Source organism: Dyella choica, assembly GCF_003977665.1.
Lineage (GTDB): Bacteria > Pseudomonadota > Gammaproteobacteria > Xanthomonadales > Rhodanobacteraceae > Dyella_B > Dyella_B choica.
This window is the reverse complement of sequence record NZ_RYYV01000004.1, coordinates 106,552-120,156: the sequence shown is the minus strand read 5'-3', so window position 1 is coordinate 120,156 and position 13,605 is coordinate 106,552. Positions and strand designations below refer to the sequence as shown.

General features: G+C 61.3%; 10 protein-coding genes. 1 reads left to right on the top strand and 9 read right to left on the bottom strand.

The genetic code is table 11. From position 1 onward, the window contains the following. Window positions 1-53: 53 nt before the first annotated feature. The 9 genes from map to EKH80_RS24435 form a co-directional block, all read right to left on the bottom strand. Window positions 54-827, bottom strand: a complete 774-nt coding sequence (gene map / locus EKH80_RS06680; RefSeq protein WP_126683954.1) for a type I methionyl aminopeptidase — start codon at window positions 825-827, stop codon at window positions 54-56. After that, a complete protein-coding gene (locus EKH80_RS06675) occupies window positions 824-1,036 on the bottom strand; it encodes a ParD-like family protein (RefSeq protein WP_126683953.1) in 213 nt (70 codons plus the stop codon). Before EKH80_RS06675 ends, map begins: the two co-directional genes overlap by 4 nt. A gap of 559 nt (window positions 1,037-1,595) precedes the next feature. Then, on the bottom strand, window positions 1,596-2,564 hold the full coding sequence (locus tag EKH80_RS06670; protein WP_126683952.1) for a Csu type fimbrial protein: 969 nt from the start codon (window positions 2,562-2,564) through the stop codon (window positions 1,596-1,598). Next, complete coding sequence (locus tag EKH80_RS06665; RefSeq protein ID WP_126683951.1) at window positions 2,561-4,897, bottom strand: fimbria/pilus outer membrane usher protein; 2,337 nt, start codon at window positions 4,895-4,897, stop codon at window positions 2,561-2,563. Before EKH80_RS06665 ends, EKH80_RS06670 begins: the two co-directional genes overlap by 4 nt. Before the next feature lie 3 nt (window positions 4,898-4,900). Further along, window positions 4,901-5,620 carry a fimbrial biogenesis chaperone gene (locus EKH80_RS06660; RefSeq protein WP_230473467.1) on the bottom strand — a complete coding sequence of 240 codons (720 nt, stop codon included), beginning with the start codon at window positions 5,618-5,620 and terminating at the stop codon, window positions 4,901-4,903. A gap of 14 nt (window positions 5,621-5,634) precedes the next feature. Continuing rightward, complete coding sequence (locus EKH80_RS06655; RefSeq protein ID WP_126683950.1) at window positions 5,635-6,159, bottom strand: Csu type fimbrial protein; 525 nt, start codon at window positions 6,157-6,159, stop codon at window positions 5,635-5,637. Window positions 6,160-6,441: 282 nt separating this feature from the next. After that, entirely contained in the window at window positions 6,442-8,727 is a 2,286-nt protein-coding gene (locus tag EKH80_RS06650; protein WP_126683949.1) for an FdhF/YdeP family oxidoreductase, read from the bottom strand. A gap of 66 nt (window positions 8,728-8,793) precedes the next feature. Then, on the bottom strand, window positions 8,794-11,616 hold the full coding sequence (locus EKH80_RS06645; protein ID WP_158628780.1) for a type 2 lanthipeptide synthetase LanM family protein: 2,823 nt from the start codon (window positions 11,614-11,616) through the stop codon (window positions 8,794-8,796). 92 nt (window positions 11,617-11,708) lie between these two features. Further along, entirely contained in the window at window positions 11,709-11,903 is a 195-nt protein-coding gene (locus EKH80_RS24435) for a DUF6229 family protein (RefSeq protein ID WP_425481133.1), read from the bottom strand. Window positions 11,904-12,618: 715 nt separating this feature from the next. Here EKH80_RS24435 and EKH80_RS06640 point away from each other — a divergent pair. After that, window positions 12,619-13,584 (top strand): alpha/beta fold hydrolase, encoded by a 966-nt coding sequence (locus tag EKH80_RS06640; RefSeq protein WP_158628779.1) that lies wholly within the window; start codon window positions 12,619-12,621, stop codon window positions 13,582-13,584. Window positions 13,585-13,605 lie beyond the last annotated feature (21 nt).

Genomic DNA, 13,605 nt, shown 5'->3' with positions numbered 1-13,605 from the left:
GGCATATTGCCGGTCGGCGTTACGTTTTAACTGCTAGAGCCCATGAAATTCGGTTATGCGCCCAAAAGCGGCTTCTCTCCAGGCCGCATGGTCAGCACCCGCGCGCCTGTACGGGTGACGGCGACTGTGTGCTCAAACTGGGCCGACAGCTTGCCGTCGCGGGTATACACCGGCCACTGATCAGGGGCGGAGCGAACCGCAGCCTTGCCTTGATTGAGCATGGGCTCGATGGTGAAAACCATGCCTTCTTTGAGTTCAAGCCCGGTACCTGGCCAGCCGTAATGCAGGATCTGCGGTTCTTCGTGCATCTGGCGACCGATCCCGTGTCCGCAGTACTCCTTGACGACACTGTAGCCGTGAGCGCGCGCGTAATGCGCGATGGCATGACCGATGTCTCCCAAGCGCGCTCCAGGGCGTACCGCTGCGATGCCCTTCCACATGGCGTTGTAAGTGGCGGAGACCAACCGCCGTGCCGGATAAGCCACTTCACCGACCAGATAGGTGGTGCTGGAATCGGCGATGTAGCCGTTCTTCTCCAGCGTGATGTCAAAGTTGACGATCTGGCCGCGGCGCAGCACGTCCTTGGCCGAAGGCATGCCATGGCAGACCACATCGTCGATCGAGGCATTCAGCACATAGGGAAATTCGTACTGTCCTTTGCTTGCCGGGCGTGCGTGAAGATCATCAATGATCATCCGCTCAACGAAATCGTTGATATCAAGCGTGCTTTTGCCTTCCAGCTCAAGCTGACCAAGCGCATGGAACACTTCAGCCAGCAGTGAACCGGCTTCTGCCATCAAGGCGACCTCGGCGGCGCTTTTGATCACGCCCGCCCCGACCGCAATGGCTGGGGCTGCACCCCGGCCGCGCGCAATTCCTTGGCGACGATTTGCTGGAAGCTGAGCTCCGGGTTCAACTCGCAAAGCATGCCGACCTTGATCCAGAAGTTGGCTTGCGCGTTGATCGATCGACTGGTCACGCTGCAGGCGCGTCGCAGCTGGTCGTGCAAGTCGTCATCTATGTTGACGATGCCCATGGGGGTGCTCTTTGTGGAAGATATATGAATCATATATGTTTCATATATGACGCACAAGTTCGGCCCTTTGCCCCGGACTTCATGTGCTTGCTGTTACAAATGGCCACGCGTGGCTCTTCGATGGAGCGCTTGTCAGGTGAAAGGTGCTTAGGCTTAGTGGTGCGTCCTCCATTTTTGCTGCCGCTGGCCGATACCCCGTGAAGTGCCCCGTGTTGGTGATGCGGGTGTCGTCTACTGTCATGTAAAGCGGGTTATGTCATCACGTTGGTTGCATACCGGAATTGCCGTTCTTCTTCTTTCAACCGTTGCCGATGTCTCTATCGCGTCCAATCGGTCGGCCTTGATGCAGGTCAGCCTGAGGATTGAGGAGCTTTGTCAGGTCACTACGCGAATCGACTTACGAGTGAAGGAATCCCCTGTGGTGCAATGCCGGCACGAAACGTCCTACCGTCTGTTTCGGCGTGCGCCAGGAATGCAGGATGCCGATTCGATCTCGCCCGATGCGACTTATCAGGGAAAGCCCACGGAAGGGCTATGGCTAGTCGAATTTTGAGCGCCTTCAGAACGCAACAGTCGCCGTGACGGTATCGCTGTAATTGCCGGGTGCCGGTGTCGTTTGCGCAGGTACGAGGCCGTAGACGGTTGCGGTTTGAGCATTGCCGGTGCCCGTGCTTGTATACATGCTGGTTCCCGCGGTGCCGTCGCCCCATGGCGTGCCGTGTGCGGCATCCAGGTAGAGCTGATAGGACACCGCGCCACCACCCCCTCCTTGTTGAGCCATGCTGCGAGCACTCACATTGCCGCTGCCGCCGCCATTGAGCGCGATGCGATAAGCATCGTTGTTGGTGCAGGTTACCGAGATCGATGTCGTGGCATTGATGCCGCTGCTCAGCAGGCCGGTCGTACCGAAACTGAGGTTGCTGGCGTTGATCAGGCAATCGTTGACGACCGTGGCACTGACCGTAAAGGGAAACGCCGTGGCCGGCGTGGAGATGGCCGCACAACCCGGAGGAGTGAGCAAATAGTAGGCATAGTCGAGCGCAGTCTGAGCGCCGCTGAAGGCTTGGCTATAGACCGTACTGCTGTCGCTGACGGTCGGTACCAGCGGCTGGTTGGCTGTGATGAGGCCATAGAACGAAACCGTCTGGTTTGCCGAGGTGCCAATCAGCGGTTTGGCCAGCGTGACGGATATCGGCGACGTCCCTGCGGAGATCGATCCCCAGGCTACGGAATCGGCGGCATCCTGGTACAGGCCATACTGCAAGGCATTGCCGCCGTTGGTCATGCTGAGCGGTGTGGTTGCATTGAGGTTGAGGCAGGCCTGCGCGTTGGGCGACAAGGAAACCAGGGTCCAGTTGCAGGTCACGGTGATGGAGCCGCTGGCTGACACGGCGGCGCCGTTGATGGGATTCACATTGCCGAAATTGATGGTCGTGATCGCAGCCGAGCAGGTTTGCGCATGCGCCATTTGCCCGATGAGCAGGAGCAGGGCGGCCAGCAGCAGATGCCATCCGTTACGCCTGTTCATGGCTGCATGGCTTCGCGGCGACAGATGAATGGCCCTATCGACGGCAGGGCATGATTCGTCGGGGGCGTGTACGAGAAAGTGACGGTACAATGCCATGCGGGGCCGTCGAGCTGAAGATGATTGGTGGCTTGCAGGTCATTGATGAACGTAAGACCGTCGTAGCCGACAATGGTGTCCGCGCCGCTTTCAACGTGATGGACCCGCGTTCCCGCCGCTATCGGCTTGCCTGATGCATCATGTAGCAGAACCGAAGCCGCGGCATATCGCGTGATCGAAAATCGCCCCAGCACACCCGATTGCACTTGCGGCACAACGACCATGGCCGTGGCATCGATGCGCATGTCGACCGGCAGCCTGGAGGGGTCGATCGATATATGGTTGTCCTGATAGGCATTCAGGTCCGGGACGAGCAGGTGCCCGTGATCGTCGGTACGGCCGAGCAGGCGATTCTCATGAAGGACCGGCACGCCCGCCACGCCGTTGGTCGAAACAAGCGCGAAGCCATCATAGATGCGGCGGGAGAATTGAATGTCGCCGTCCATCAGCACGATGGAGCCAAGTGCGTCGAACGATGCGGTGGTGTGTCCGGCATAATTCTGCACGAGGCCGGTAAGCTGGCCGGCGCTGCCCAGGTACTGCAGCTGCGCCTGGTGAAATCCAAGCTGGTTGAATTGGCCGGTCTGCAGACCCCAGCCCCAACCGCCGGCGTAGTCGGCCGGACGCAAGGCTTGCAGGTTGTTGTACGCGCGTCCGCCCTGGCTTCCCGCCACCGCGTTCAACGACACGTTGTTTTCCAGTCCAAGGCTGACGTTTAGAAACACCCCGCGTGAACGGTGCCGGTCAATATCCCGGTAAGCGCTCAGATTCAGCGACAGAGCGTGACGCAAACTCAGGCCGTAGGACAGTGATGCGATACGCGATGCTTCGACCTGCGGAAGTTTCGTCCCGATGTAGCTCAGGGCGAAATTCTGGTTGCCGAAAAAAGGCAGGGATACCGTCAGCCGATCGGTGTGCGTGGGAACAGGGGCGCCGTCGCGTGAGGCAAGATCGCCATAGTGGCCAAACGTACGAATGCTCTGTGCATCGATGGCGTAGTGCGGTTCGATCCATTGATATCCCAGGCTGAGTTGGGTGCCTGCCCAGCGCCCGGCACTGAAGCCGATCGCACCATTGAGGACACCGTCGGTGCCGAGCCTGACCAAGGCGCCGGTGCCCGCATTGAACAGATGATCGGTCGCCTCGCCATGCGCTTCGACGGTAAGCGCATCGCTGATGCCGCGGCGCCAGGACCCGCTGCCGGCGAGGTGCGGGTCGTAGTGGAACGAAGCGGCGCCGTAGTCGCGCCGCAAAAAACCAGCCTCAAGCGAATAGCTCGACAGTCCTGTCGCCAGCATCTGGGTATCGATGTAGATGGGCATCGCCAGCGTAACGGTTTGCCCTAGTGCGTTGCGCGTTATCAGCGTGGCATTGCCACCGCCGGTGATACCGGGTACTTCATTGACCACAAAGGGGCCGCTCGGCACCTGCACGTTGAAATGCTGCATGTTGTTCACGTACAGGTCGAGCGATGACGGCACCACGGCTGACCCGGTCAGGACGGGAAGAGGGAAGGTGACCAGGTCCGGACGCAGGGCGAAGTTGCTGCGCCACTGAAAGCCGGCGAAACGGATCGAGCGTGACCAGGCCAAGGACGACGTAATGGCGTCACCCCATTGGACGGTGCGCAACGTAGCGGGGTCGGACCGGCTCCATGACGTGTCATACCGCAGATAGCGTCGCGATGCGGCGTCGAGATACGCAATGCCGGTGTTGCTGAACACGCCATCCGGATCGAAATAGCGCTGTTCCAGCCAGAGTGCGTAGCGATTGCCTGTTTCGTTTTGGGCAACGGCATCATAGTTGAGCACTACGCCGCGTCCTGATGTCGCCGGCATCGCTTGCGGTAATTGCCGTGAATCGACCACGAAGGGTTTGCGCACGTCGTCCGGTAGCGTTATGGCGACACGCTGGTGCGTTTTGTCGTAGCGATAGCGAACCCCCGCCAGGGCATCGAGTGCCACCTGGTCTGATCCGGCGATGCCCAGCTTGTCGATCGCTATGCCGATACGCGCTAGTTCGGCACCCGTGGCGGACAATTTGGCTCCGCTCGCCCGAAAGTGCACGATGAATGGAATCCCTTCTCCGTTCACCTCCACCTCCAGGAAAACGTCCTGGGTCTGTTGCATGTCCGCCAGGTAGGTGGCGGGAACGGCTGCCCGTCCTGGGAGCGCCATGAGCGCGCCGGCCAACGCCATACCCAGCAACGCTTCGCAGCGGGCTCGGTGATCGGCCACGCGTCAGGGTGACGTGTCGATGACGGCATGGTCTTCAACCGCTAATGCGTTGACGTTGGCGCGGATGACGATAGGTGTCTTGAGCGCACCCTGGCTGTCCAGATTTACCCGCCACTGCATCGACCGGCCGGCCAGTGCGTAGCCGAGCAAGCCCTTGTCCACCGTGCTGGCTTTGCCATCGGCAGCTATGAACTGCACCATGCTGATGCGTGCCCTGCGCCTTCCGGTATTGGTGACTCGCAACCACCAGCCGTCTGCGCCATGTCGCACATGCCAGCTCAGTGTCGGTGCCCCCGTCATGCCCTCCGGTTCGACGAACACCGGCACGGAGTAGCGCAGCCGTATCGTCACGCCATTTTCGCCGGCGTTATCGGCAGCAGGCAGCTCATCGATCAAAAGGCGGTAGCTTTGCTCTTCGATGGGATTTCCCTGCTCGCTTCGTACCAGCCGGACGTACTGCTCGCCGTGCGCAGGAATTTCGATCAGCGGCGGGCTGGCCACCAGCTCCTGGGTGGCGGACAAGTTGTCCTGACTGCCACCCTGTTCCCAACGAAAAACGCGCACCTGCCCGTACAAAGACTGGTCGCCAGGGTTGCGCAGAGTAAGGATGGCGGCCCCTTCGCTGTGCCGCAGCTCGATCATCACGGGGGAAATCTGCAGCGACGACGCTCGCCCGATACCGCAAAGCGTCAGCATCCCCACCGCAAGCAGCAGGCGTCGCACAGGCGCGCCCGTACTCAGAAATAGACCGTTGCGGTAACGGTGGTTTGGTACGTATCGGGTTTGGGGGTCGATTGCACAGGCACCTGGCCGTACACCGTGATGGACTGCGCGGAGCCCGTTCCGGTGCCACCTACTGTGTTGGTGCCTTGTGTATTACCCCATGTAGTCGTGTGGCCGCTGTCCTGGTAGAGATCGAAGTTAACGGTGGTGCCCGTGTTGCCGGTCGCCGTGCCTGCCATCAACCGGGCAGTAACCGTCGAACCCGTCACTGTGCCTGCATCCAAGCCGACGTTGTAGGGCGTGGTGTTGCTGCATGTGACCGACAGCGTCGTCTGCTGATTGATGGCGGCTGTCAGTACACCCGTGCTGCCGAAATTCAGCGGATTGGCGGTGATGCTGCAATTGGCCTGCAGGGTCAGAGTGACATTGAAGGTCGAGGTACTGGTGCCGTTGCTGTAAACGGTTGCAGCAATCGGTGTCGGCAACGTTCCTGCGATCACAGCCGCAGCCAGCGCAAAGCCTAGCCAGTGGCGCTTCATGGAGAGCCCCCCCTCAAGTTGCGGAATGATCAAGCAGCATGCCCGTCACGCACAACTTCCACACCGCTTCCTGGGCATGAACGGCTTTATCTTTCTCGCATTTAAATGCAAGGTCAAGTATCGCCTGGCGATGCCCCGAGGTGTAGGCTGGGATGGCAATCCCAGCATCGGGGCTCCGCACGGAGAGCTGGGAATATCATCCCAGCCTACGCCCACACTCGGGCAAGGCGCCCGCATGGGCTGATGGTCTCGCATCTTGCGTTGTAGTCGTTCTGCAAATAGTTACGCGCCTGCTACGCGTGACACGCGAACCGGAATCGACTTGTAGGAGGGCGTGCCGCTCACTTTGTCGATGTAGCTAAGCGGCACCAGGCAATTGCCTTCCGGGTAGTAGGTGGCCACCGCACCGCGGGCGATCTTGTAGGCAACGGCGATGACCTTGCTCAGGCAACGTTCCTGGCCCTGGCCGAAGGCGGTTTCCACGCGGATTTCGTCGCCCTCCGCGATGCCCCGTTCGGCGAGGTCGGCCTCGTTCATGAACACGACGTCGCGTCGCCCGAAAACGCCGCGATAGCGGTCGTCGAGGCTGTAGATGGTGGTGTTGTACTGGTCGTGGCTGCGGATGGTGGTGAGCTTCAGGATGGTCGGATCGGTGCGGGCGGGATCTTCTTCCAGGCCACGGAAGAGCAGGAATTCAGCTTTGCCCGAGGGCGTGTTCCAGATGCGTTCGGTGGGCGGCAGCGGCAGCCTGAATCCGCCCGGATGACGGATACGTTCGTTGTAGTTTTCAAAATCGGGAAAGACCGATTCGATGGCGTCGCGAATCCGGTCGTAATCGGCGATCAGCTCCATCCATGCCACGCGGCTGTCCGGCAGCGTGGCGGCGGCCAGGCCGGCGACGATGGCGGGTTCCGAGCGCAGCGCTTCCGACGCAGGCGTCAGCTTGCCGCGCGACGCATGCACCATCGACATCGAATCTTCCACCGTCACCGCCTGCGGACCGCTCGCTTGCATGTCCCGCTCGGTACGTCCCAGGCAAGGCAACAGGAAAGTGTGCTTGCCGGTGAGCAGGTGCGAGCGGTTGAGCTTGGTGGCGATATGCACCGAGAGCTCCAGGCGACGCATCGCGGGAAAGCACGCCTGCGCATCGGGCAAGGCCACGGCAAGATTCCCGCCCAGGCAGATCAATGCCTTCGAACGGCCATCGACGATCGCCTGCATGGCCGCGACCGCATCATGACCGTGCCTGGCCGGCGGGCGGAAGCCAAAGGTTTTTTCGATCCTATCCAGCAGGCCGGCCGTGGGCTTTTCGGTGATGCCGACCGTGCGATCGCCTTGCACATTCGAATGCCCGCGTAACGGACAAATACCGGCGCCTGGCTTGCCGAAATTGCCGCGCAACAGCAACAGATTGGCAATCTGCTGCACGTTCTGCGTTCCCATGCTGTGCTGGGTCATGCCCATGCCGTAGGTGACGATGGTCGCGTTCGATTGGGCGTAGGCATCGGCGACGGCGCGCAATTCGGATTCGCTCAGGCCCGACGTGGCCACGATGGCCGGCCAGGTTGTTGCGCGCAGATCGGCAGCAAGGGCTTCAAAACCGTGGGTGTGCGTCTTGATGAAAGCGTGATCGAGCACGGTCGAGCCGGGATCCGCTGCCGCGTCCATCTCCAGCAGCGCTTTCATGATGCCCTTGAGAGCGGCCGCATCCCCGCCGACCTTGACCTGCAGATAGGTCGATGCAATCGGCGTCGACCCGAGCGTGGCCATCTCAAGCGGGTCCTGCGGATCGGCAAAGCGTTCCAGCGCGCGCTCGCGCAGCGGATTGAACACGATGATGGGCGCGCCCCGGCGCGCCACTTCGTGCAGCGTGCCCATCATGCGCGGATGGTTGGTGCCGGGGTTGTGACCCATGGCGATGATCAGTTCGCAATGATCGAAATCATCCAGCGACACCGTGCCCTTGCCGATGCCGATCGATTGCGGCAAGCCCACGCTCGTCGCTTCATGGCACATGTTCGAGCAATCCGGGAAATTGTTCGTGCCGTATTCGCGCGCAAAGATCTGATAGAGGAAGGCCGCCTCGTTGGAGGCCCGTCCCGAGGTATAGAACTCGACCGTATCCGGCTCCGTCATGCCGCGCAGGATTTCGCCGATGCGCGCAAAGGCCTCGTCCCAGCCGATCGCCTCGTAGATGTCCTTCTGCGCGTTGTAGACCATGGGATGCGTCAGGCGCCCCTGGTCTTCCAATTGATAATCGCTCCATGCACGTAGCGAAGTGACGGTGTTCCTGGCGAAGAAGGTCGGCGGCGCGCGCTTGGTGGTGGCTTCCCAGGTGACGGCCTTGGCGCCGTTCTCGCAGAACTGGAAGGTCGACGTGTACTTCTTGTCCGGCCACGCACAGCCGGGGCAGTCGAATCCCTCCGGCTTGTTGGTGCGCAGCAAGGTTGCGGTCGCTTCGCCGGCTTCCATTTGCTCGCGTACGGCCCGGGCCGTTGCGCGTAAAGCGCCCCAGCCGCCGGCGGGATTGTCGTAGGGGCGAATGCCTGGAATCTGTTTATCGGCCATGGCGCCACCTCAGATGTTTCAAGCCTGGCCATGATAGCGAATAAACCAATCAAGCCGATGTTTGGCTCATCGCTCCAATAGCAGCGGCGAGGGCAGGGTGCATTGCCGATGCAATCGGCTCAGGCCGTGGACCGCACCAGCAAGCCCATTCATCAGGCCCGGGGTGAAGGCAGCGCGTGCCCGGCCGGTGACTATCCCGCGATTCTCTTCGATCGACGAAACGATCTGCGCCACCGATTCGTTCAGATCTTCGGCACAAGCAACCGGGTCCAGTGCGGCAGCGCGCAACTGCAGCTCCCACAGCGAAAAATCCCCATGGCACAAGGTGTGGCTGATGCCCCACTTGCCGCGTGCGGCGGCAATCGCGCGCCGCAGCCTGTGCAAGTGGTGCGCATCGCCGACGCGGGCATACAGATCCGCTGAGGCGAGGCCGATGCCAACGCTGCCATTGCACCATGTGTCATGGCTCTTATTGAGTTGCGGGTAACGTTTGTCGATCCAGTTGCCGCAGCTTTCCTCGTAAAGCGAATCTTCGAACGCGAACGCCGCGTCAGCCAGCACGCCCCAGCGGGCGCGCTCGTCTTCGCTGCCCGCTTGCGATGAGGCAAGGCGCGCGAGCGCCCAGCCGATGCCGGTGGCGCCGTGGGAAAACCCGCCTATCGCCTGCTCAAAACGGGTCATCCAGCGCGCGCCGATCGCATCGACGACCGCGGTTTTTTCCAGGTGCTGTCCAGCGCATGCGGCCAGCGCCAGCCAGCGCGTATCACGGGTGGCCTCAGCCAAGCTCAGCAGCGGTACGATAACGCCGGCCGCACCGTCGATGACGTCGAAGCCATCCTCAGCGCGAAATCCCCTTGCTTCCAGTGCTTCGGCGCTGGCCACCGCGCGTGCGATCAGCTCCGGGCGCCGCAGCAGGTCGCGCAAGGTCAGCCACGTCCAGATTTGCGCGCCGTAGCCCTCAAAACCGCCGATGCTTCTTGGCGGCTGGATGGCTTCAAGCGACACGAGGGTGCGCAGCGCGCCGTCCAGCGCCTCTTCGGTACCCGGCACCGGGTTCGCGCGGCCGTCTTCGACTTCGCGCAAATAACCCGCGAGCGCCACCGTGACGCCGCCAAGCCCGAAGTAGAGATCGCCTTGCAGGGGTTGAATGAACCAGCCTTCGCTGGTGGTTTCCGGCGTAATCCATGTCATCGAGCCGTCGGCACCGGGCACGGCGAGCCTCAGCAGGCGTTCCACCACATCCGCCGCCAGTTGGCGGCGACGTGCATCCAGCTGTTCGCCATGCGGTGCTTGCGCACGGCAAAGGCGGTCGTCACTGATCGGGTCCGGCAGATTGCCGCGCCGGTTGAGTTCGGTCGTAACCAGCGCGCTGCGTATGGTCAGCTCTTCCAGATCGATACGCATCACGCGCCAATCCGCCAGGGCGGCGTTGATCCGCGTGCGGGCCAGCGGGGCGACGAAAACCGGAATATCGCCGTACAGCAGATCGTCGATCGCGCCGCTTATTTCCTCGGGGGTGGATGAGGTCACCGAGGTGAGGGCGGCGTTGCGGGTGAAAAGGTCGCGGGCGCGTTCGATCGCCTTGGCCTCATCGTGCAGCGACGCCGGATGCCACAACATGCGGCCAATCTCCGCATAAGACTGGGTCGGAAGACGAAGATCGCGCACCGGGCAGCCTTCGAAGTCGAGCAGCCATGCTTCAAGCACGCCTTTTGCGTCGAGTTCGCGCAAGCTGTTGGAGGCGGCCAGGAATCCTTCGCTGATCTGGTTCCAGTACGTGGAAACCTGGGGAAGGGCGCTGGGATGGTTCTGGGAATGGACGATGTCGGTGTCGACCAGCTTCAGTCGAGCCTCGGTCGTGCCTGCATCGACGATAACGGGAATCTGCACCTTCGGTTGCTGGTCAGGCAGCGCCCCGGCTGCCGAAAGGTCGGCCCCGTCGAAGCCTTCGCCCGACGCACGAAACGGCACTATGCCAGTGCGCAAGACCGAGCCGGCGATCAGCGCCTGTGCCGCATCGTGGGCTTGTCCGCCTCCCGAAGCGGCGGGTTTGGGAATGACGGCGAACAGGCTTTCAGCGTCGATGACCACCGGCACAGGGCCGGCAGCGATAAGGTTCTCGTGATGAATATCGGTGCCGCCGAGCAGGCGCAGCACCGCCAGCCAATGGCCAAGCCGCAGATAGAACGCGCGCAGCTCCTCTTCGCCCTCGCAATAGCGATGGACCACGAACGACGCCCAACCGTAGTCGCCCTGGTCGACCACCTTGGGCACGCAGATGCGTTCGGCGGTCTCGCCGAACACGCGCTGCAAAAACCTATCCAATGCAAGGTCGACTCGCAGCGAGCGCGGTTTGTACATGACTTCGCCCGCTTCCAGAGACAGCCGCGCGACGGCCTGGCCGCCGGCATGCAGATCGCCTTGTCCCAGGCTCAGAGCGGTGAGGCGTCCTGCAGGGCGTTCGAAGAAGCACGCCAACAGGCTGCGATCGGCGGCAAAGCGGGTTGCGAGCGTTTGGATCGCGCGGGCTTGCTGATCAAGGGATCGTTGCAGGCGACTATGTAGCGACGGGTAGCGTCGATCCAGATGAGCGGTGAATTCGGCTTGCTGCGCGATTTCGACAAATTGATCGTGACGGTCCGCGTCGCTTTCCGCGGTGAGCCAACCGCATCGATTGGCCGCGTGCAATTCCAGCAATAGCACGCGGTTTAGCTTGAGGCGTGCGTTGGAACGCAGCGCTTCGTCAGCGGTCTTGCGGATCAGCGACACTTCGCCGGCATCCAGCCCGGTGACTGCGGTAAGACACTGCTCCAAAGCAGCGCGTGCGGAAGCGGTGAAGTGGTCAATGATCGGTGCGAAGGCGTCGGCAGTACGAGTCTCGGCCATCATTCGATTCGGCGCCTTCCTTATGATGAGGCGAGGGGACATGGAAAAGGCCAACACACGACCGGATTCAGCGGTGTGTTGGCCTCGGTGGAAAATCAGCAACAACTGCAGCCGGAAGCGCAGGACTGCGTTGTCCTAAACATGGTGTCGATCCTCTCGGCACTCGCCCGAGTGGTCATTTTTTTCTCGGTGGAGCCATCCACAAAGAGCGGGCCGGCCGGGTTGCCCAAGCCGCTGATGCTATCGGCGCCTTCGAGCCAAGCGGAAACGACATTATCATTCTGCTGCATAGCTGAACTCCTTCGTAGGTCATGAAGAAAGGAATTCGGTCGCGATTTTTTCGATACCCGCAGGCACCGAAAAGCCGCTGCCGAATGCTAGCGTTCAAAATGTACGCAGCGGCCCCTATCCCAAGCCGGGATTCATGACGCTTGCACCATTGCTCCCCTGGGGCGGACGCCGCTTCGTAACGATGAGTCGACAAATGTGTAGATGGCGTGTAGACGCCGTCATCCCGTTCCGAGGCCTGGGCGGGACACGGCCTAAACGCCGTGGCAAACACTTGATGTTCGATGCCTTCGCGTGAATCCAGGTAACAAGCGCCTTAATAGTGAGTTCAAGGCGAGATCGAAGAGCTAACCGGAAACGGCCTTTCTCCCCTGTACACAGGGGAGGGTTGGGGTGGAGTTGTACGAGCTTGCCGCACTGTTTGAGTTCATCGCGAGCTTGCTTCACCCCACCCCAGCCCTCCCCTACTACACGTAGGGGAGGGAGCCGATGCCCGCCAGTTGAGACATGGCGCTAATCAGGTGCAAGCAGGGGCCGGAATGACGGCATGGTTGTCAGTAGTGCCTAGCGATAGGCACTGGAAACCAGCAGGACGAACTGATATCCAGCCTCCCTGCGCGAAGTGGTCGCGTTTTGGTTAGGGATGATGCCCCGATGTCCATATTGCGTCGAACGGCTCGCTTTCTTATCGCCCACCTATTTCTTCTCGCATGGCTCGTGTCGCCCATCGCTGAAGCCACCGCCAACACAGAGGATGTCTTCGACCAACTGCAGGAAAATGGATGGTATCTGCCTGCGCCGGGAACGCATGACGGGATCTACGTCACCGAGCTTGGCCATGGCCCCGCCGTGGTGGTGCTGCACGGCGGGCCCGGCGGAGACTTCAGCTATCTCGTCGATGCCGTTCGGCCGCTCGCCAACCGATACCGGTTCATTCTGTTCGATCAGCGAGGCAGCCTGCTGTCCCCCGTGCCGGAAGAAAAACTCAAGAGCCTCTCTCTTGCCCAACTGGTGGACGATCTGGAAGCCTTGCGCAACGCCTTGGGCGAACCAAAGCTTGTTCTGCTTGGCCACTCCGAAGGCACGCTGCTGGCCCTCAGCTACTATCAAAAATTTCCGCAACGGGTTTCCCGGCTGATACTCACCGGGGCGTTTCCGCCCGCCACGGACCCGGGCATGACCCTGGACGACCTATGGAAACCGGTGACCGCTCGACTCAAGGCATTGCAGGGGCGTCCGGAGGTCGCCAGGCTCATGCAGGAGGCGGGCATCCCTGACGACGGTCGCCCGGATGCATTGAGCCCTCGATTGAGGTGGCAGCGAACCAAGCTCGTGGATTGGGCCTCCATCAACGTATGCCGCCTGAAGAACTGGCGCACATGGAAAGGTGGCGGGGTCTACTACAACACCGCCGTATCCCAAGCCATCGGCAACAGCGATCCTGAGCAATACGATTTTGTCAGCACCCTGCGACAAAGCCCCGTGCCCGTCGAAGTCATTCAGGGCGATCAGGACTTCGTCGATCCCGGCGCGTCACGTTGGCAGGCGATAAGCCATTCGCTGCCCGTCGTGCATGTGTCGGTCATCAAGCAGGCGTGTCACTACAGTTGGATCGACGACTCGCACGCATTCACGGCCGATCTTTCATCTGCCTTGCGGGGATTAGCAGCCGGTACGCGCTAGGAGCTGAGTCCATTGGGCTTT

Excerpts from the sequence above, each read along its gene's own strand:
- EKH80_RS06650 (WP_126683949.1), bottom strand. The coding sequence starts at position 8,727 with ATGGCCGATAAACAGATTCCAGGCATTCGCCCCTACGACAATCCCGCC.
- EKH80_RS06645 (WP_158628780.1), bottom strand. The coding sequence starts at position 11,616 with ATGATGGCCGAGACTCGTACTGCCGACGCCTTCGCACCGATCATTGAC.
- EKH80_RS06675 (WP_126683953.1), bottom strand. The coding sequence starts at position 1,036 with ATGGGCATCGTCAACATAGATGACGACTTGCACGACCAGCTGCGACGC.
- EKH80_RS24435 (WP_425481133.1), bottom strand. The coding sequence starts at position 11,903 with ATGCAGCAGAATGATAATGTCGTTTCCGCTTGGCTCGAAGGCGCCGAT.
- EKH80_RS06655 (WP_126683950.1), bottom strand. The coding sequence starts at position 6,159 with ATGAAGCGCCACTGGCTAGGCTTTGCGCTGGCTGCGGCTGTGATCGCA.
- EKH80_RS06670 (WP_126683952.1), bottom strand. The coding sequence starts at position 2,564 with ATGAACAGGCGTAACGGATGGCATCTGCTGCTGGCCGCCCTGCTCCTG.